The sequence below is a fragment of the Microbulbifer variabilis genome (assembly GCF_052467165.1).
Genome location: NZ_CP174301.1, coordinates 820142 through 841718 on the forward strand (window position 1 = coordinate 820142; position 21577 = coordinate 841718).

Here is a 21577-nt window from a genome sequence, read left to right on the forward strand (position 1 = left end):
ATTGGTATTTTCTACGTAGCTGTATTTAAGGGTTAAGCCAGTTTCTGCAACTGTTGTCGTATGCTCGCAAGTTTTACACAGAGAACAAATACAGCCATGGCGGTGTCGAGTTCGTCCAGAGGGGGGAAGCTTGGTGCAATACGGATATTGCTGTCTTCAGGATCCTTTCCGTAGGGGAAGGTGGCGCCTGCTGGTGTAAGTTTGACTCCGGCATCGGCAGCCAGTTTTACCACCGCTTTTGCACAACCCGGGCGGGTATTGAAAGAAACAAAGTAACCACCCTCGGGCTTTTCCCATCGACCAAGGTCGGTATCGCCGAGTCCATTTTGCAGGTGTTCCAGCACACACTCAAACTTAGGTTTGAGAATATCAGCATGTTTATGCATATGGTCTTTTAAGGTCGTGTGCTCGGCAAAAAATCGGGAGTGGCGTAGCTGACTTACCTTGTCTGGGCCGATGGTCATAGCCTGCATCTGCTGTTTTAAAGAATTCAGGTTGGCGCTACTCGCACTGACAAACGCGACCCCAGATCCCGCGTGGGTCACTTTGGAGGTGGAAGCAAACTGCAATACAGAATCTACGGTGTCATTTTCCAGAGTTGCAGAACGGATGCTGGGGAGGCCCACATAGTGACCGAGATCGTGCACTGAATAGGCATTGTCCCAGAAAATACGAAAACCAGGGTTTGCGATATGTCCCAATTGTGCCAAGCGCTCGACGGTTTCTGGGCTGTAAGTAATGCCTGTGGGGTTGGAGTACTTGGGAACGCACCAGATGCCGATTATATCGCCATCTTCCTTGACATGTTTTTCCACGGCATCCATATCGGGCCCTCCCTCCCCCATGGGGATATTAATCATGCCAATGCCAAGTTGCTCACAAATTGTAAAGTGACGATCGTAGCCAGGTACTGGGCATAGAAATTTGGGCTCTTTTAGTTCCCTCCAGGGAGTGGTGCCGGCAAAGCCGAATAGGTAGCCGGTCATAACTGCGTGATACATCAGAGTGAGGGAACTGTTACCACAGGCGATAACCTCCTCTGTGGGTACCTGCAACATGTCAGCACCCAGCTCACGCGCACAGGTGAGGCCAATCAGGCCACCATAATTACGAGTGTCAGTGCCATCGGCGGCACGGTAATCGGCAGAGAGAATCCCATCAAGCTTATCGGATAAGTTCAGTTGTTCCGCTGAAGGTTTGCCCCGGGTAATATCCAAGTTCAGTTCATGTTGGCAAATGCGTTCGTAGTGGGCGCTTAATTCCTTTTCCCATTCCGTAAGTTGGGCGCTATTAGCGGATTCAATATGCACGTAATTTCCCCTGGCAGGTCACTGGAGTTGGCGAGCTTAGCAGCCTATATGCAGATTCGTCAGCCCTGTTTAGGCACAGAATGAATAGTTTCTTTTGAATCTACTTTGGTTCTAGGAATTGGGGCTGTTATTAGGGGGGGATGCTATTGACTGGCGAGGGTGCGGAAGTCTTGTGCATATTCTCTCAATGTATTGCTGAGGTGACTTCTTTGCGCTGGGCTGGTACTTAATAATATTTGCTTGGCCAACTCACGTGCTTGCTGTTTGCGTTTCTCTTGTGCCTGTTGATATTGTGGCGACCAGAGCTGCTCTGGATTCAGGAGTAGGCTACGCAGTTTGTCCAGATAATCCGTCGGCTTTGTTCGCAATAACTCCATGGCTTTTGCTTGCCAGAGTAGCCTTTGCTCACTGCGTTGCATGGGGTTGTATTCCATCTTGGATACCATAGCCGCAATCAGGTTTTTTTGTTCTTCTGTCAGGCTGCCAAGCCACCGGACGCTTTCCTTGCGGATCTGCTTGTCCCGTTTACGCCGGATTTTTTCTGGGGACTGCTGCCATTTCTTCAGTTTTTTTTGATCTTCTTTCAGAAGATTGCCTTGTAATTCATCAACTTGCTCATCATTGAGCTGCGCGGCAATAGGCAATAGTAAGTTGTAAGCATTTTCGCTGGCAGAATTTAGGAACAGCTCAACCTGTTTCTCCACAGGCTCCAACTGAGGATTCTCCAAACCGCCCTCATCAACTCTGTCTGCCAGATTGGTGAGGAAATCGGCGTAGCGGGGTAGCTGTGTTTGCCGGTGCCACCGGAAGAAGCTTTGTAATGCAGCTTGAAGTTCGCCTTTCTGTATCCTGTCCAGATTAACGTAGTCGTTAGCCTTCCAGCGTATCCAGTAATCGACGTTGTTGTAGACAAATTGAATACTGGAGCAGCTACTGATTAATAGAAGGGTGACAATTAGCGCGACATTGCGCCAGAAAACAAATGTTGGCGTACCAGCTGGCTTTGCCATCGACTCTTTCCTGTGGAAATTGTTCGGCCGCTGCCGATGGGTCAATCCCAAGCATAGATGATGAACTATTGGCCTGTGATGTGGCGCCTTAAAGATTGTGCATACAGTGAATACAGCACCTTGCTGGCAGGGGTATATGCTAATGGCAAACCATAGTGCTAATTAGGTATGGCCTGTGTGTGGCCAGCATTTAGACTAGTTGTTGCAGCACTGTTTTTTTGTCCTGTGCAAGGCGCAAAGCCGCGCAAAAATATCATCGCGAGTGGAGTTCGGCATGGCTACCACCTTAATGGAAGTCGAGGCTCGGGAGGCTCCGGCAAGAATTGCTGAGCAGCTACAGAATAATGCAGGGATTATGGCGTACCTCGGTGAACGCCTGCGCGCGCAGCCCCCGCGCTTTGTCATGATTGTGGGACGCGGGTCCTCCGATCATGCCGGCGTTTTTGCTAAGTATCTGATTGAAATTGAAACGGGGACGCCTACCTTTGCTGCGGCACCCTCTGTTTCCAGTGTTTATGGGCGAAAGCTGAAGTTGGAAGGCGCGCTTGTGCTGGTGATATCTCAATCGGGTCGCAGCCCGGATATCCTTGCCCAGGCACGTATGGCAAAGGAGTGTGGCGCCTTTACCGTGGCATTGGTGAATGATGAGGAGGCGCCGATTGGGGATATTGTCGATCAGGTGGTCCCTTTAAAGGCAGGGCCGGAAAGGGCTGTGGCGGCAACCAAAAGTTATCTGGCGACTCTGTCTGCTGTTTTGCAGTTGGTGGCATTCTGGACTGGAGATCAAGCTTTAAAAGAGGCTCTGGAGAAATTGCCGGATACTCTGGAGGCTGCCGTACGCGCGGATATCCAGCTGCGTCCTGAAGATTTGGCTGCGGTGCAAAATCTGGTAGTACTCGGCAGGGGGCCCGGCTATGGAATCACGCGTGAATTGGCGCTTAAGCTAAAGGAAGTGTGCAACATTCATGCAGAGTCTTTCTCCAGTGCCGAGTTTTTACATGGCCCTGTCACTTTGGTTGAAGATAAATTGACCGTGGTGAATGTCCCCATTGAAGATGAATCTTTCAGATGCCATAGCGAACAAATCGATGACATTATCCGGCGGGGCGGTGCCCTGATTAATTTGCATGTGCCGAGTAAAGGTGTGCACCCGCGAGTAGCGCCATTGGCACTATTGCAGCGCTTTTATATTGATGTTGCCCATGTAGCGGTGAGCCGGGGTATTAATCCAGATGAACCCGCGGGGCTGAAGAAAGTTACCCATACCGTGTAATAATTTGCCCGTAAACCCGCCGTGGGGAGATTAAGTGAGGAGGGGAGCGTGGGTTTTGCCCTGGTAGCAGAGCGATTATTTGATGGTGAGGAGATCCTTGAGGACGTGGCACTGGTTGTCGGTGATGACGGGCGAATTGTTTCTCTTGGAGGTGTTGCGCCAGCACACGCCCAGTATGTCCACGGCTTGATAGCTCCGGGTCTAGTGGATATACAGGTTAACGGTGGTGGTGGTGTACTGTTTAATCAGGAGCCGAGTGTCGAGGCACTGCGAACAATAGGGAAAGCTCATGCGCAATTTGGTACCAGTGCATTTCTCCCCACCTTGATTACTGACCGTCTCGACGTAATGCAGCTCGCTGCCAGTGCAGTCAGCGAGGCCCTTCGGCAGGAAATTCCTGGAGTTATCGGTATTCATTTTGAGGGGCCACATCTGAGTGTGCCTAAAAAAGGCACCCATGAGCAATCATTTATTCGCCCTCTGAGTGATGCCGAATGGGCCCTATATGCACGCGACGACCTGGGAATAAAAGTTGTTACCCTGGCTCCGGAAACCGTACCGGTGGAGGATATCCATCGGCTGGTATCTATGGGAGTCTGTGTATGCTTGGGGCACTCCAATTCGGATGGGAAAACCGCGCTTGCTGCGCTGGAAGCCGGAGCGATAGGGTTTACCCACCTATATAACGCCATGTCGCCACTGCACTCACGCGAACCGGGTATGGTGGGCACAGCCTTGACCAGGGATGAGGCCTGGTGTGGCTTGATCGCCGATGGTCATCACGTTTGTGTCGAAGCAATGAAACTTGCCTTAAAGGCCAAGCCCCGAGGCAAATTAATATTGGTTACTGATGCGATGTCTTTGGTGGGCAGTGATGCGCTTAGTTTTCCACTGTTTGATCGGGTGGTGACTCGGGAGAGAGATAAGCTGACCTCCAGTACCGGGGAACTGGCCGGCTCGCACTTGGATATGATTGGTGCAGTACGCAATATTTGTCGCTGGTGTCATTTGAAAATTGAAGAGGGGTTGCGCATGGCAAGCCTCTACCCAGCGCAGTTCCTGGGTCTGCATATGGGCAGAATCTCACTTGGCAGTAGAGCTGACATGATCCTGCTTGATAAAGATATACAGGTACAGAAAACCTGGATTGGCGGTTACCAGGTTTTTACCAGGTAACCTCAGTGTTTGCTGAATTGGGAGGAGTCATCTTCTGGCATTTTTTTGCGGAGCGGCTCCAGTGGATTCACGCACGACCAGCTTTGGGGTGAAGTAGCAGCCAGTATTGCTTTTCTGCCTAGTTGATTTTGCGCCATTCTTTTCTTTTATGCCCTTTTCCTCACAGCTCTTGAAGTGAATACGCTCCAGGGCCAGTTCCGCTGCGCGCTGGGCGATTTCCTCGTTAGGCTGGTGAGCGGTGGTGAGTTTTGGCCATGTTTGGCGTGAAAAAGGGCTATCCTCAAAACCGGCAATAGACAGCTGTTCTGGAACGTCAATATTGAGCATGCGTGCGGCAAACAGTGCGCCAGCGGCAATCTCATCATTGCCGGCAAAAATTGCTGTCGGAGGTTCGCCAGACTGCAACAGCTTAGTGGCACTTTTTACGCCGGAATCAAAAGAGTATTCCCCCTGTTCAACTAGCTGCTCATCGAAAGGTAATCCAGCATTTTGGAGGGCCTTCTTGTAGCCCTCCAGGCGTCCCTGGGTGGAAAAGTGCTCAGTACCCCCGCTTAGGTAAGCAACGCGTTTGTGCCCAAAATCCAGCAGGTGTTGCGTGATTGCAAAAGCGGCGGCGGTGTCATCGATCAGGATGCAATTACTTTCCGCCACTTTGTGGCCGTGAGATGAGACAATACGTACAAACTCTACATCCATAGCTTTGAGCGTATTGATTACCTCCTGGCTTTCTGAAAATGGGGGGGTTAGCACCAGTCCCGCGACTCTGCTCTGCTCCACCAGGCGGCGCAACTCCTCATGAATGGTACTGGATTGGGCATTGCTGGGGTGTATCAGCAATTCGTAGCCCTGTGCCCGACACGCATCGAGTATGCCATTTTGCATATCGATGACGTAGTAAGCGTTGGGATTATCGTAGATAAAACCGATTGAGTAAGAGTGTGTTCCGGCCAGGTTGCGTGCAGCCAGGTTGGGGCGGTAATTCAGTGCTTCCACCACCTCGAGAACCCGCGCTCTGGTGCTTGAGCGAACTGAGGGTTCATTGTTTATGACCCGTGAGACGGTCTTTATCGATACGCCGGCTCGCTCCGCCACGTCATTGATAGTGACTTTCATTGATATCGATCCTTCCTGCGGGAACTCTCCCTTGAGACTGCCTGGTTACTAGTTTGGCAGTAGTTGGCCCTCTGCCTCCACCAGGCAAAGATTCTAGCAGTGCCTTACCGTCATTCACCGTTCAGGTGTCAGAGCCTTTTTTGGCTCACTCTGTGAATACCTTTAGTTTGTGTAAATTTCTTACAGTTTGACTGCCGTGTCGATAGTAGCGACTTTGATTAACTCGCCGTTACTCCCTTTAAGATTGGTATTTTAGAGGTGTATGACGCCATTTTTAATGTACTTAGCTCTTTCTCCTGAATTCTATGTGTGAGTACTTGAATTTTTTTGTAGTTTTACTACATAATTGGCGCAAATTAAGGTTGGGCTGCCTTTAAGTGGGTTTTGGAGGTTCGCTGGGCATTAAAAGCTTCTACCCCGGAACAGGGGAGGAGGTGGCTGCCACATAGCCCAACTAACATGCCAGCTGGCCAAGCTGAATATTGCAGGCTGTGGAGTTTTGGTCGGAAAGTGGATGGTTTTCAGTAAAACGGTGCTCTTAGAGGCTAGGAACTGGTCTCTTAGTTACAAACCTATTTTTTTTATGAAATAAATTTTTAATCTTTATCGCAGTGGCGCAAATAGATTTTTTTACTTTTAGCGCTGTTGCCGGGTGATAGATCTGCAGCCGCACTACAACCGAATAGTTGGGATGGGACTCCCTCAATTGGACTGTCTATTCAAGGATGGATGTTTAGCGGTGGTTGAAATATCGCCGGAGTACGACCTGGGCTAATTGGGCCTTTGTCGGTGTTAAAGCAAAATTAATACGGAATAGTCATGGTTCACAGCAAGGTTCAGGCAGTTACCGATCGCATAACCCGGCGGAGCGAGGAAACCCGTGCCCAATATTTGGCACAGGTTGAAAAAGCGCATATTGAGGGCCGGGCGGCTGCGCACCTGTCGTGTGGCAATTTGGCCCATGCAATTGCGGCCTCTCCAGAAAAGGAAAAGCAGCTTATCGCCTCAGGGCGAGGCCCTAATCTGGGGATTGTAACCGCCTATAACGATATGCTTTCAGCGCACCAGCCCTACGGTACCTATCCCGCACGCCTCAAAGAAGCAGCGGCTCGTCATGGTGCCACTGCCCAGGTAGCAGGGGGGGTGCCCGCCATGTGTGATGGTGTCACCCAGGGGCGCCCGGGTATGGAGCTGAGCCTTTTTTCCCGCGATGTGATTGCCATGTCCACAGCCGTAGCCCTGTCCCATGATGTATTTGAGGGCGCTATGTTCCTCGGCATTTGTGACAAGATTGTGCCCGGCCTGGTGATAGGTGCCCTGGCCTTCGGTCACTTGCCATCCATTTTTATTCCTGCAGGCCCAATGCCTACGGGGCTTTCCAATGCAGAAAAAGTTCGAGTGCGTCAGCTCTATGCTGAGGGCAAGGTTGGTCGTGAAGAATTACTGGAAGCGGAGAGCGCCTCTTATCACAGTGCTGGTACTTGTACTTTCTATGGCACCGCCAACAGCAATCAGATGCTAGTGGAAATTATGGGGCTGCAGTTACCAGGCAGTTCTTTTGTTAATCCGGGGACTGGTCTGCGTGATGCCCTGAATGAAGCCGCGGTGGCGCAGCTAGCCCAAATTACTGAGCCCAGTCAGCACACACCAATCGCTAAAATTCTTACCGAAAAGGCTTTTGTAAATGGTGTAGTTGGCCTTCTGGCTACAGGCGGCTCTACCAATCATACCTTACACCTAGTAGCTATGGCCCGCGCCGCAGGTATTCAGCTGACCTGGCAGGATATGGCAGATCTCTCTGAAGTGGTGCCCTTGCTGTGTCATGTGTATCCGAATGGCAGTGCTGATATCAACCACTTTGCTGCGGCTGGTGGTATGCAATTCCTGATTCGTGAGCTGCTCTCCGCGGGGCTCCTGCACGGCGATGTACACACAGTACTGGGCGACACCGGACTCAAACCCTATTGCAATGACCCCTTCTTTAACGATGCGGGTGATGGTGTGGTATGGCGTCCAACTGCGGAAGAGAGTGGCGATACTTCCGTTATTCGCCCGGTTAGTGATCCTTTCTCTCACCACGGTGGCCTGCAGTTGCTCGAGGGTAACCTGGGACGCAGCGTGATTAAGGTATCGGCGATTAAGCCGCAGCACCTCAAAGTCAAAGCCCCCGCAATTGTCCTGCATAACCAGGATGAACTGTTGGAGAGGTTCAAAGCAGGTGAGTTGGAACGGGATTTTGTTGCGGTTGTGCGCTTTCAGGGCCCTCAGGCTAATGGCATGCCGGAATTGCACAAATTAACTCCGACCTTGGGGGTGTTGCAAGACCGCGGTTTTAAAGTAGCACTTGTTACCGATGGGCGCATGTCAGGAGCTTCGGGGAAAGTACCTGCAGCTATTCATATGTCACCAGAAGCGGTTGAAGGTGGCCCCATCGCCAAGGTACGCGATGGCGATATTATCGAGCTGAATTCGGAGGCTGGTGTTCTGCAGGTACATGTGGATGAAGCGGAATTTGCCGCACGTGAAGCTGCACAGTGTGATCTGTCTGAAAATGCACGGGGCATGGGTCGAGAACTCTTTGCCAATATGCGCGCGATCGCCAGTGGTGCAGAGAGCGGTGCCAGTATTCTTTACTAATTAACGCGGTGCTTATTGGCACTGCAGAAATACGAGCTTAGAGCGAAATTTATGCTTAACCCTTTTGATATGGTGTTGTTTGGTGGCGGTGGCGATCTTGCGTTGCGCAAGTTAATACCAGCCCTGTACCGCGCATACAGGGAGGGCAGCCTGGTGAATGGTTGCCGTGTTCTTCCCGTATGTCGCCGCCGGGAAGATGCCGATCAATATTTAACGACTGCTCACCAAGCGCTAAAGCAGTACTTGCGTGAAGGTGAGTACAGTGATTCCAGTTGGGATGGCTTTAGCCAACTGCTGCGTCCAATAGCATTGGATATCGCTGTTCCCAATGAGCAGTGGGAGCATCTGGCAGATATTCTCGGTACAGATCCAGAGCGGGTACGTATTTTTTACCTGGCAATTCCTCCTGCGGTATTTGGTCCCTGCTGTGAAAACCTCTCTATCAAGGGATTGATTAGCAAAAACTCCCGAGTAGTTGTTGAGAAACCCTTGGGTTATAACGCGCAGACCTCTGACGAAATTAATAGCAAGATTGCCAGTTACTTCCCGGAAAATAATATTTTCCGCATTGACCACTACCTGGGTAAGGAAACTGTACAAAACCTGCTGGCGCTGCGTTTCAGCAATGTACTGTTTGAGCACTTGTGGGATGCCAAGAGCATTGATCATATCCAGATTAGTATTTCTGAAACCGTTGGTCTCGAAGGTCGCGCCGGTTTTTATGACGAAACCGGAGCCTTACGCGATATGGTGCAAAACCACCTGTTGCAGTTGTTGTGCCTGATTGCAATGGAATCGCCTAATACCATGTCCGCAAAAAATATCCGTGCGGAAAAAATTAAAGTGCTGGAAGCCTTGCGCCCACTTACCGGATTGGAAGTGGACAAAAATGTAGTTCGTGGACAGTACATAGCTGGTGACATTGATGGACAGCAAGTGCCTGGATATCTGGATGAACTGGAAGGCGGTGTCAGTTCCACGGAAACATTTGTCGCAATCCAGGCGCATATCGATAGTTGGCGTTGGGCTGGCGTGCCTTTCTATTTGCGGACTGGCAAGCGTATGGAAAAACGTTGTGCAGAAATTGTGGTGCAGTACAAAAACGTATCCCACCACGTCTATGACGAAAGCGCCGGCAAAGTTATTCCCAATCGCCTGGTTATTCGCCTGCAGCCCGAAGAGAGCATCAAGTTGGTGCTAATGGCCAAGAAAATGGATAGCCTTACTACTGAACTACAGCCAGCGGAACTGAATTTAACTCTTTCGGATACTTACGACAGCTTCCACAGCGATGCCTACAAACGTTTGATGCTGGATGCAGCGGCGAATAATTCGGCTCTGTTTATTCACCGTGATGAAGTGGCAGCAGCCTGGGCTTGGGTCGATCCAATTATTGAACACTGGCGAGAGACTAATAACCAGCCAAAAGATTATATCGCTGGTAGCTGGGGTCCGAAGGAATCTAGTGAATTACTGGCCCGTAGTGGCCGTCACTGGTTTAACGCCAAGTAATGATTATGGGGTATGACTGGCTAAATGCGGGCATGTCTCCTCTAAAAAATGGAAATCTCCATGGCTGAAGAAAAATTTTACTCAGATCGAGAACGCCTGGTGCAGGCACTGGTTCACGACTGCGCCAGTGAGCTGCAAAAAGGTATAAAAGATCGAGGGCAGGCCACATTTCTGGTTTCTGGTGGTAGTACTCCTGAACCGGTTTATCGGGAGCTTTCCAAGCGCCCTTTGCCCTGGTCAAAGATAACCGCCGCCCTGGTAGATGAACGCTGGGTAGATAAATCCCACAGTGGTAGTAACCAGGCATTTATTGAAAACAGTTTAATTCAAAACAATGCGGCGGAAGCCACTTTGTTGGGCATGAAGAATCTACATGCCACTGCTGCTCAGGGTGAGGCTGATTGCGAGCGCGCTTATGCCGAGCTGTCGCGCCCTTTCGATATTTGCATTCTGGGAATGGGTAGTGATGGTCATACCGCCTCACTATTTCCCCATGCACAAGGTCTTGAGGATGCTTTGAGTCCAGATTCTGAAAAATTATGCAGTGCAATTACCGCTAAGCAGAGTGAGGTTACCGGTACAAATACCGAGCGAATGACATTGACTTTGAGCGCAATTTTACAGGCTAAAAATATCAAACTGCTAATTACTGGTGAAGAAAAACTCAAAGTTTATCGTGAGGCTTTACTAGGCAGTGATGAGATGGAAATGCCGGTGCGCAGTATCCTCAAACAGGGGCTGAAACCAGTCACTGTCTATTGGGCACCTTAACGAACGATTGGAATTGATTGATGCAGAAGAATATCGCCGACATTTTGCAGGCTGCTGGGGTTGTCCCAGTGCTGGTTATAGAACAGGTTGAAGATGCTCTACCTTTAGCTACGGCACTGCTTGAAGGTGGTTTGAATGTTCTTGAGGTGACTTTGCGCACAGAGGCTGCGCTTGGTGCGGTGGAGCAAATTGCCAAGCATTTACCAGAGGCACATGTGGGTACAGGCACTGTATTAAATAGCGATGACCTGCGTCGATCCACTGATGCCGGAGCCGGTTTTATGGTTAGCCCCGGAGCTACAGAGCAATTGCTGGCTGCGGCTGATGGTAGCGATGTGCCGTTGTTGCCTGGCGCAGCCAGTGCATCCGAGGTAATGCGCCTTTTTGAACGCGGCTATAGGTACCAGAAATTTTTTCCGGCCCAGGCCGCCGGCGGTGTGCCCATGTTGAAATCTCTCGCGGGGCCACTGGCTGAAGTCCGATTCTGCCCAACCGGAGGAGTTAGCCCGGATAATGCAGCGGACTATCTGGCCCTAAATAATGTGGTTTGTGTGGGTGGTTCCTGGATGGCATCCAGTAGCCTGGTACGCGAGAAGAACTGGGCTGAGATTACCCGCCTGTCAAAGCAGGCTGCGACATTGAAGTCTTGACCTAGCACTGACCTGGACTGGTGCTAGCTCCTGAAGAAATAATTTTTTTATTTGCAGGAGTGATCGTCCAGCAAGTTATGGATGGCTTGTTACATTTCCGAGTTAATTGTCACAAACGTTCGGTAAGGTGCATCCGTTGATGGGTGCAGCATGGAAAACCAGAAGCTAATAAACAGGGTAAAGCCAGATGAAAATTAAAATTGCCATCAATGGTTACGGCCGTATCGGCCGCAACGTCACCCGAGCCATCTACGAGTCCGATTATAGTGATCGTATTCAACTGGTTGCGATTAACGACCTCGCCCCGGTGGCATCCAATGCGCACCTGACCCGATTTGATACCATCCACGGCCGCTTTGGCACGGATGTGAAAGTAGATGGTGATGCACTGGTAGTTGGTGGTGATCGAGTGCAGGTGTGCCAGGAGCGAGATCCGGCCAAGTTGCCCTGGAAAAAACTCGGAGTGGATTTGGTGCTGGAGTGTACTGGCCGCTTCACCGATAAAGCCTCCGCTTCTGCACACCTCGAAGCAGGCGCCTCTGCGGTGCTCATCTCTGCGCCGTCAAAGGATGCTGACCTCACTGTTGTTTACGGAGTTAATGACGCCAACCTGACCGCAGATCACCGCGTGGTTTCCAATGCATCCTGCACTACTAACTGTCTGGCGCCAGTGGCCCAGGCGTTGCACCGCGAGCTCGGTATAGAGCGCGGCGTAATGACTACGGTACACGCCTATACCAATGACCAGAACACCCAGGATGCTGTCCACGCTGATATTTATCGGGCGAGGGCTGCAGCTGACAATATGATTCCTACCAAGACCGGTGCAGCCGCCGCTGTTGGCCTGGTGCTACCTGAATTGAAAGGGCGCCTGGACGGTATGGCTGTAAGGGTTCCGGTAAGCAATGTTTCCCTGGTGGACTGCCAGTTTATTGCCGGTCGCGACACTACGGTGGAGGAGATCAATCGTATTATGCAGCAGGCAGCGGAAGCCAGTAATGGCGTCTTGACTTACTGTGACCAGCCACTGGTATCGGTAGACTTTAATCACACCAGTGCTTCCAGCCACTTCGATGCCAATCACACTCGTGTAAATGGCAATTTGGTGAAAGTGATGGCCTGGTATGACAACGAGTGGGGCTTCTCCCATCGTATGCTGGATACCAGTTTGGCCATGGCCGCGGCACTGCAATTGGACTTGCCTGTGGCCGAGTCGGCCTGATTCGATTGAGCGGAACGCCGGCTTAGTGCCGGAATATAGGTGCGGGATAACCTATAAATTCGTCTTGTACTTTAAGGGCTGGTAAAAACCATCAGGGAATAGGTTGGCCAGTCCAAAGAACTTTTTTCAAACTGAATAGCTGACGGGACCATATGATTCGCCATACAAAAATTGTCGCCACCCTGGGACCCGGCACAGACAAACCCCACGTAATCGAGGAGATGATTCGTGCCGGGGTTAATATTGTGCGCCTGAATTTTTCCCACGGCTCCGCCGAAGACCACCGCCGCAGGGTGGAAGAGGTGCGCGAAGCCGCAACAGCACAGGGTAAAACTGTGGCTGTGCTGGGGGATTTGCAGGGACCCAAAATACGCATAGCGCGCTTTGCCAACGGTAGCGTTGACCTGGAAAATAATGACGAATTTACTTTGGATCTCGACTGTCCCCCCGAAGGTGGTGATGAGCACCGTGTTGGAGTTGATTACCCTAGCCTGATTAGTGATTGTGAGTCTGGCAATATCCTACTTCTGGACGATGGCAAGATCCGCCTTGAAGTAACTGGTACCACACCGAGTAAGCTTTATTGTCGGGTATTGCAAGGTGGCAAGTTATCTAACAACAAAGGCATCAATCTTCTTGGGGGTGGCCTTTCCGCACCGGCTTTGACAGAGAAAGATTACCGGGATATTGAGCTGGCCGCTGAGTTAGCGGTAGATTTTCTCGCGGTGAGTTTCCCTCGCTGTGCGGAAGATCTGGAAACTGCTCGCAAGGCTATGCAGGCAGCTGGCAGCCAGGCAGCGATAGTGGCCAAGGTGGAGCGCGCTGAGGCAGTTGCTGACAATGCGGAGATGGATGCATTGATTCTTGCATCCGATGCCATCATGGTCGCTCGAGGCGACCTCGGGGTTGAGATTGGCGATCCGGCCCTGGTGGGTGTACAAAAGAAATTGATCAATCGCGCTAATGCGCTCAATCGTGGCGTGATTACTGCGACTCAAATGATGGAGTCCATGATCACCAGCCCGACCCCCACCCGCGCAGAAGTGATGGATGTTGCCAATGCAGTGTTGGATGGTACAGATGCTGTGATGCTCTCTGCTGAGACCGCTGCGGGTGATTACCCGGTGGCGGCAGTGGAATCCATGAGTGAGGTGATTGTGGGTGCTGAACAGTATCTTGGCAGTGTCCCATACACCCCTGAGGAGCATGGTGCCTCCGACCGTATTGACACGGTCATTGCCCAGGCTGCGATTGATGTCGCCTCTCGAGTGGAGAACCTCTGTGCCGTGGCTGCCCTGACAGAATCAGGGCGTACACCACGGATGATGTCACGGGCCAATACTCGCCTACCTATTTATGCAATGACACGACACCCGAATGTTGCGCGCCAATTGGTATTGTTACGTGGTGTTGAGCCCATCAGCTTTGATCCGGCGGCAGTTCCACTGGGGCATCTTACCGAGTCCATTATTGAAGTGCTCAGTTCGCGTATTGACCTACAGAAAGGGCAGAGAGTCTTGATCACCCAAGGTGAACGCTTGAATGTAGGTGGGCATACCAGCTCCATGCGTATTAAAGAGATCGAGTAACCAATTATTCGGTGTAAGCCATCACCTGCCCCGAACCCAAGAGGGCTGGTGATGGTGCAGCAGTTGTTGATGTAATTTAATGGCTGTGACCTCAAAAAATTTTCCTGCGCTTTTTTATTCTTTTCTTATATTTTGGTTGTTATTTGCGCAAAAATATAAGACTACAGTTCCATATTGTTTCCTTATTTATTGATTTTTTGCTGTTCTAGGCAAATAAATATGTTTATTGCCTATTAAAAAACCACAGCATTTTCAGGGCTACTTATCTTGTGTATGGGTAATTCTGCGGCAGGGCTTTGCTGCTGAATTATATTTTCCAATAGAGCTCTTTCTGTAAATTATCTACGGTTGTTAACTCCGAAATAAAACAATTAAACTATTTTATTTGATTATTTCTTTTTTCCCTGGGTGTTAAACTGACTCCTTGGTTTGTCTTATTCGTGTAATAACACTTATCTATCCCAACCAGCCTATTTGCGGTAACCTGCTTCAACAGGTCGCAATTTCAGGTATCTCCTGCCAGTAGCTTTGGCCTCACCTCATCCTAGTGCCGGTGAATTAGAACTATTGGCGAGTAGAATTTCCATAAGCCAGAAAGGCGGTGATTTTCACTATTTAAGATTTCACAAATTGCGATTACCCTAATTCAATATGTTTTCTAGGGGTATTCAACCGTGCGGAAAACAGGGTTTTTGATTGCAAATTGAGCAAGTCAAAGGTGAATCCGGCTCTTTGAGCTGGTATTCCCAATGCCGAGACCAAAAATAAATCAAGACGATTTATTGGGTCAGGAAATGATAACTAGAGGCTGGCGCACAGCGGGCTTACGGCGTTTGAAGGATTATCCATGCAGCTAAGTGTCGAGAACAGGCAAGGCGTTCGTTATATGGTCAGAGTTGGTTGGGCATACCAGATGGGCATTCCCCTGAAGGTCAATGCCAGCCAGCTGTTGTCCATGTTTGATGATGCTGTAATCCAGGAGATTCACGAACACTTCTTTGGCATGAATGGTATCTCCTGTAATGCGCTGAGTGTCAGTATTCAATCAAGCCAGGCGGGCACTGTCTTCTTAGGGCCACTGAGTGAAGCGCCCGGTCATCTTTCCAGTCGAGAACAGGAAATTTACCTGGCCCTGATCCAAAATCGCCTGATTATTGAAGAAGCCCCGTTTGCAGCCACGGCGCTTGCTGACAAGCAGTCAGAGTTGATTGCCAAGATTCGCATGGGGCTGCAGCAGATTATCGCCCAAGAACGAGCTGAGGCAGCGCTGATCCAACAGCGTCACGAGCAGCGCTCCACCTTAGAGAAAGTGGGTGCCTATATTGATCGCGGTGCTACCGGCTTAGGCAATGCCGCTTGGGGCCTGGCGGTTTGGGGCAAGGACGTGATGGAAGTAGCTGCGCTAGTTAATCCCATGCGCCAGGCCAGGGAACTCAGCACGGCAACAGCAAACTACCTTTTGTACGATAAGAGCTTCGAGGAATCCGGCAAAGAGTACCTCTCTGCAGTGCATCGGGAAGCCGTTGATGTGCTTGGCTTTGATCCATCCAAGATCACCAAGCAGCAGCTGGAGCTGGCCCTCGAAGTGGCCCAGGTGATTTATGACGAGCCGGCACTGCGCGATACGATTTTCCGTTTTGCTCAGGATTATGTGAAAGCCCAGCACAGCCTCGAAATCACCGAGATGGCCGGTGGTGGTGCATTCGAGATTATTCTTACTATCGTCTTGGCTGCAGTCACAGGTGGTGCCGGTGCTGTGGCATCCCTGGTTAAAAATGCCCGTCTGCTGAAGGCTTTCCGCGGTATTGGCGATTTGATGCTCGACTTCGCCAAGCTGAAAAAGCAACGTAATCTGCTTTCCAAAAAGCGAGGTGGTAATGCCAAGGGTAATGGAGCCAGCTTTTCCGACCTGAGCTCTTCCGATGCAGCCGCCCCATCCAATTCGAGTGGCCCCTCTTCGAGCAGTTCGAGCTCCAGTGGCAGCTCCAGCAGCTCTGGTGCCAATAACAGTAACCAAAGCGGAAATAGCTCTGGTAATAACAGCAATAATTCTCAGGCTAGCGATAGCAGTAAGACCAGCCAATCCAGCGAAGCGGATAAAACCAATAGCCAAACCGGGAAAAACCATAACGGAGATAGCTCCCAATGTAATGGCAAGGCTTGCGAAGGCGGCGAACCTATTAACTTAAAAACGGGTGAAGAACGCCTTACTTTGGTCGATGCCGTACTGGATGGTCCACTGCCACTCACCGTGGCGCGCACCTACCGCAGCAGTAATTCCAAAGACTTCGGCCTGGGCCACGGCTGGACCCACACCCTGGGTGAAAAGCTGGTGTGGCGCCCGGGTAAAGCAGTGCAGTTCCACGATGCCGAAGGCAGGGTGATCAGTCTGCCTGCTCCAGGAGACAGCGGCCGCAGTCACAACGTAGTGGAGCAGTTAAGCCTCACCCGCATTAATGACGATCACTGGATAGTGACTCCTTACGGTGCCCCCAAAGGTGTACAAAAACACTTTAAAGCCACCGGAGATAAAGGCTCCCTCAAGCTTGCAGAAATCCGCGATGGCTACGGCAATTATTACCTGTTCCACTATGTCGACGAACGTCTGATCTGTATCGAAAGCAGCATCGGTGAAGCCCTGCATATCAGCCCGCCGCCAGGGCAGCCAAACAGCCAGCGTATTGGTGAGCTGAAAAAAGAAACCCGCGACGGCCGTATTAAAGTACTCGCAAATTATGAGTACAGTGGTGAAGGGGACCTGATCAAAGCCATCGACGCCGACGGACACAGCGAGCAGTACCAGTACCATCAGCACGTCATTAAGCAGCGCACCCTAAAAACCGGCTACCGCTTCCACTTTGAATGGGATGCCGAAGGCCCCTCCGCCCGCTGTGTGCGCCAGTGGGGCGATCCTATCGATGGGCAGGATACTTACAATTACCAGTTTGCCTGGGATGATGATGGCAAGGGCGTTACCGTTACCGACACCCGCGGCGGTAAAGAGCGCTACCGCTTTAATGACCGTGCCCTACCAATCTATCACCGCGATCCGGAAGGTGCAGAGACTCTCTATAGCTACAACGACCTGGGTCAGGTCACCCGGGTACAGCTGCCCAGCGACGATGGCAGCCTGCGCGAAGAAATTTACCAGTACGATAATCAAGGTCGCCTGATACAAAAGACCGATGCCGCTGGCAACAACCACCGTATCGAATACAACGGTGAAGGCCTGCCCGCAAAAGTTACCGACCCCGCCGGTAATAGCTGGCAACGGGAATACAACGAAAATGGCCAGATCGTTGCCAGCAAAGACCCCCTCGGCAACAGCACCCAATACGGCTATAACCCTGTTGGCTTAATCGGCAGCGTTACCGACCCTCTCGGCAATACCACCCGCTACCTTTGGAACCCCGAAGGCAATCTCGCAGCGATCAAAGATCCCATGGGCCGTGCCCAGCACTACCGCTACGACGGTGCTCGTCGCCTGGCTGAAGTGCAGCATGCTCCGGGCCAGATAACCCGCTATGAATACGATGCCCAGGACCGTATCCATGCAGTGACCACTCCAGACGGTGCCCGGACTCAATACAGCTATAACCCCCAAGGATTGCTTGCCGAAGTCATTGACTCTGAAGGCCGCAGTACCTGCTACGCTTACGACGGCCTCAGCCAGGTTAAGAGCCGCACCAACCCGGACGGCAGCCGCCTGGAATATCACTATGATGGCGAACGCAACTTAATTGGCCTAGCCAATGAAAATGGCGAGCGCTACCAACTTAAATACGACCTCAATGAACGCCTGATTGAAGAAGTTGGCTTCGACGGCCGCGTTACCCGCTACGCCTATAACCGCGCCGGCCATCTGGTAAGCTCCAGAGCCGTAACCGACACAGACAGCGGCAAAGGCATCGACACCATCTTCGAGCGCGATCCCTTCGGCCGCCTATTGGAAGAAACCACCCCGGACGGAATCACCAACTTCCGCTACAATCGCAGCGGACAACTTATCGAAGCAGAAAATACCCACCGCAAACTGCGCTGGGAATACGATGCCAATGGCCGCGTTACCACCGACTGGCAGGGCAAAGATAAACTGAGCCACCAGTACGATGCCGCCGGCAACCGTATCGCCACCACACTACCCGATGGCGAGGTGCTTAACTTCGCCTTTAACCCCGCCGGTCAATTCCAAAGCCTGCACCGCCGCCCCTTAGGCAGCGATACCGATCAGCTGATTACCAGTATCAGTCACGACGAACAGGGCAGGGAAAGCCAGCGCCAACACGGCAACGGACTGGAAAGCCAAAGAGACTACGATCCACAAGGCCGCCTGCACAAGCTGCGCCTGGGCAAAACCAGCAGTGCAAACCAGAGCCCGGTGTCCGACCCCACCCAGGGCACAAACTCAATTCTGGAACGCAGTTACCAGTACAACAAAGCCGGCCAGATCGCCAAAATCGAAGACAGCCTGCGCGGAACCCGCAGCTACCACTACGACGCCCTCGATCGCCTGACCCAGGTAGACGGCCCCAACCCTGAATATATTGTGCACGACCCCGCACACAATATTCTCGCGGCCGCCAACTCAAAAGACGAAGCCAAACAGCAGGCCAGTGCCACCCAGGTCAAAGGCAACCGTTTAGCCTTCCGCGGTGATACCCACTACCGCTACGATATCCACGGCAATCGCACTGCCGAACTACGCGGTAAAGGGCAAAAACTGCAAACCCGCTACCACTACAACAGCCGCCAGCAGCTGGTACGTGTAGAAAAGCTCAAGGTAGAAAAGGGCACAGAACAGTTCCAACAGGTGATCCACTACCAATACGACCCCCTGGGCCGTCGTATTGGCAAAGTCACGAACAGCGAACTAACCGACTTCCTCTGGGATAGCGATGTTCTCCTGCAGGAAAGCAAAACGGACAACCAAACCAAACAGGATCTCAGTACCCGCACCTATTACTTCGAACCGGGCACCTTTAAACCGGTTGCTTTAAAGGAAAGTCAGCAAGATAAAGAGCAGGTCTATCACTACCATCTGGATCACCTGGGAACGCCTGATACCTTGACCAGTCAGGAAGGTGAAGTGGTCTGGAGCGTTGCCTACAAGAGCTATGGCAATATTGCCCTGGCCCATGAAAATCAGATAGAGCAGCCAATCCGCTTCCAGGGGCAGTACTTCGATGAAGAGACCGGGCTGCACTACAACCGGTTTAGGTATTATGATCCACAGGTTGGGGAGTTTACTCAGCAGGATCCGATTGGGTTGTTGGGGGGGGTTAATAATTATCAGTATGTGCCTAACCCAATAATATTTATTGACCCGTATGGCCTAAAAGCTAAGGATTGTGGAAATAACCCTAACGGCTACTCTACGAATGATGTTGATCAGCATGGGCGCCTAAGTCCAGGAAAAAATAGAGCTGAAGGCTATAAAAACACTAAAAATGATAATTTCGTACAGTCGCATCACCCAGTACAAGATAAATGGGCTCAAAAAAATGTCGAAGGCTACAACAGAAATGATGCACCTGCTGTTCTTTTAGAATCGGCATCAGGCAAACCACATGCGAAAATATCTGCATCTCAGCGAGCACGTCGCAGAACGATGAAAGTAGATGGTGTAGATCCATACTCAACTTCTATTGGTGAAGAGTTCAGCACCGGATATAGAGAGATGATTGATGCTGGAGTGCCTGAAAAAACGGCACAAAAAGCAATTAAAGACAGTTATAAATATTTTGATTCTTTAGGAGCTTTTGAATGATAGACCTAGATGCTCTAGATGATTTTGAATCTTTTGGTTCTGGTGTGTCTGAAACGCAACTTCAAAAACTGGAAGATGACTTGAAAATTAAACTTCCTGATGATTATGTGGCGCTAATGAGGAGGACAGATGGATTTGCGCTTGGTAATGGTCTTACTATTTATAGGTCTGAAGATCTCGTAGAGAGAAACGAAACTTTTGAGGTGTTCGAATATGCCCCAGGATATCTTGCTATTGGAGATGATAGTGGAGGGCTTTCTATCTTAATTAGCCTGTCAAATGGAAAGGTGTATTCAGTTGATCAAGGAAGCATGGATGAGGACGATATGGAGATACTGGGGAACAGTCTGTTTGAATGGCTTTCTGCTGGGGGATTGTTGGCAGAAAGTTAGTTTATTAAATTAGGTACGATTCATGCCGATTTTGGGACACCCAATGATTGTAAGGATAGAGAAACGTAATTCGGGACACCCATTGATTGGGAGGAGCGTCCGCCCTCAACCTTCGACGCTAGGCCCTACACAGGTAAAAATGACGCGCTGTCACCTTGCTTTCGTTTTAGCTTCGAACAAGAGCTGACAGTCTGCGTAGCTTGGCGGGAGTCTGTGCAAGCTCCACGCCAGACGCCATTGCCCTTTCCTAGCCATGCCTCTCCAGGCGCGCAAAAAACGCATACCTCCCCTATGAAGGGCTGACAGGTTATCAGAGGTACCTTACTTGCGAGGTCAGAATAAATCAAAAATTTTTATGCAGATTCCTTGGGATATTGGAGGAGTTGAAGTTGTATCCGAATCTCCAATTGATGGGAAATAGCCTTGAATAAAAAGCTACAGAGATTGGTAGCTCTTCTCGAAAATAGGAGATGTTTTGGTTGCTGAAGGCGAATTGAACTGGATAAACGGAATTGGCTTTATTGTTAGGAAAATAGATTCTCAGAATTGAGGTTGTGTCGAGCACATAAAGAAAGTGAAATTTTTGAGTCTATGTATGCTGGTTACGGAGGTTTTTTAGAGTTTATGATTTGGTGAGAGTATTTTCATGGGCGTAAAAAAGTGAATCAGTATTTTGAGAGTTTGATAGATGCAGTTTAGATTATTCTCCATCCATGACGTTTTTTGCTCAAATTCTAGAAGACTGAGCAATTTAATATTATTCTTTAAGCTGGAATTTTTTATATAGGATCATAATGGAGGTTTATTTGGTTGGTGCTTTCTCAAAATCTTTAGGTTAACTATTTTTTATTCTTCTAAAACCTCATATCTATTAACATGGTAGGGTAGTTAAAATAAAAAAAGTGCTGTTAGTGTTGCCAATCCAGATTCTGGAAAAAATATATTTAATGTGTGCTCATTTTTTTTAGTTTAAGGCTTAATAAAGTTATAACGTAAAGGGGGCAATTGTGAGGTGCGACCTATATGCATCTTTAGTGACAGCTAGGAAAGAGGGTATAAACCAGAGGCAGCTGGACTATAAGAATTCTGAGTAGTATTGTAAAACACACTGAAGGCTAAACAAATTTAGCAGTTTCGATTCCACCCCTAAAAGGT

General features: G+C 50.3%; 13 protein-coding genes. 10 read left to right on the plus strand and 3 right to left on the minus strand.

What is annotated here, in order from left to right; translation table 11 throughout:
• Positions 1–32: 32 nt before the first annotated feature.
• The gene (locus tag ACJJIP_RS03565; RefSeq protein ID WP_444946236.1) at positions 33–1310 is read right to left on the minus strand and encodes an aspartate aminotransferase type Ic; all 1278 of its coding nucleotides are present in this window, start codon (positions 1308–1310) and stop codon (positions 33–35) included.
• Positions 1311–1453: 143 nt separating this feature from the next.
• Entirely contained in the window at positions 1454–2320 is an 867-nt protein-coding gene (locus ACJJIP_RS03570; protein WP_020412524.1) for a DUF6279 family lipoprotein, read from the minus strand.
• A 274-nt stretch (positions 2321–2594) separates the two neighbouring features.
• Here ACJJIP_RS03570 and nagB-II point away from each other — a divergent pair, with 274 nt between their 5' ends.
• Positions 2595–3593, plus strand: a complete 999-nt coding sequence (nagB-II, locus tag ACJJIP_RS03575; RefSeq protein ID WP_020412525.1) for a glucosamine-6-phosphate deaminase NagB-II — start codon at positions 2595–2597, stop codon at positions 3591–3593.
• 48 nt (positions 3594–3641) lie between these two features.
• On the plus strand, positions 3642–4769 hold the full coding sequence (nagA, locus tag ACJJIP_RS03580) for an N-acetylglucosamine-6-phosphate deacetylase (RefSeq protein ID WP_444946237.1): 1128 nt from the start codon (positions 3642–3644) through the stop codon (positions 4767–4769).
• Positions 4770–4796: 27 nt separating this feature from the next.
• Here the strand turns inward: nagA and ACJJIP_RS03585 are convergent, their stop codons facing one another.
• Complete coding sequence (locus ACJJIP_RS03585) at positions 4797–5882, minus strand: LacI family DNA-binding transcriptional regulator (protein ID WP_444946238.1); 1086 nt, start codon at positions 5880–5882, stop codon at positions 4797–4799.
• An 819-nt stretch (positions 5883–6701) separates the two neighbouring features.
• Here ACJJIP_RS03585 and edd point away from each other — a divergent pair.
• From edd to ACJJIP_RS03625, 8 genes are all read left to right on the plus strand, one after another.
• On the plus strand, positions 6702–8519 hold the full coding sequence (gene edd, locus ACJJIP_RS03590; RefSeq protein ID WP_020412528.1) for a phosphogluconate dehydratase: 1818 nt from the start codon (positions 6702–6704) through the stop codon (positions 8517–8519).
• Positions 8520–8570: 51 nt separating this feature from the next.
• Positions 8571–10031 carry a glucose-6-phosphate dehydrogenase gene (gene zwf, locus ACJJIP_RS03595; protein ID WP_020412529.1) on the plus strand — a complete coding sequence of 487 codons (1461 nt, stop codon included), beginning with the start codon at positions 8571–8573 and terminating at the stop codon, positions 10029–10031.
• Between the two features lie 60 nt (positions 10032–10091).
• A complete protein-coding gene (gene pgl, locus ACJJIP_RS03600) occupies positions 10092–10802 on the plus strand; it encodes a 6-phosphogluconolactonase (RefSeq protein ID WP_282952599.1) in 711 nt (236 codons plus the stop codon).
• Positions 10803–10822: 20 nt separating this feature from the next.
• Complete coding sequence (locus tag ACJJIP_RS03605; protein WP_353376006.1) at positions 10823–11452, plus strand: bifunctional 4-hydroxy-2-oxoglutarate aldolase/2-dehydro-3-deoxy-phosphogluconate aldolase; 630 nt, start codon at positions 10823–10825, stop codon at positions 11450–11452.
• 187 nt (positions 11453–11639) lie between these two features.
• Entirely contained in the window at positions 11640–12674 is a 1035-nt protein-coding gene (gene gap, locus ACJJIP_RS03610) for a type I glyceraldehyde-3-phosphate dehydrogenase (protein WP_020412532.1), read from the plus strand.
• 152 nt (positions 12675–12826) lie between these two features.
• Positions 12827–14263: a pyruvate kinase gene (gene pyk, locus ACJJIP_RS03615; protein ID WP_020412533.1), complete on the plus strand. Its 1437-nt coding sequence runs from the start codon at positions 12827–12829 to the stop codon at positions 14261–14263.
• An 847-nt stretch (positions 14264–15110) separates the two neighbouring features.
• Positions 15111–20030: an RHS repeat-associated core domain-containing protein gene (locus ACJJIP_RS03620; RefSeq protein ID WP_444946239.1), complete on the plus strand. Its 4920-nt coding sequence runs from the start codon at positions 15111–15113 to the stop codon at positions 20028–20030.
• On the plus strand, positions 20027–20422 hold the full coding sequence (locus ACJJIP_RS03625; RefSeq protein WP_020412535.1) for an SMI1/KNR4 family protein: 396 nt from the start codon (positions 20027–20029) through the stop codon (positions 20420–20422). Before ACJJIP_RS03620 ends, ACJJIP_RS03625 begins: the two co-directional genes overlap by 4 nt.
• Positions 20423–21577 lie beyond the last annotated feature (1155 nt).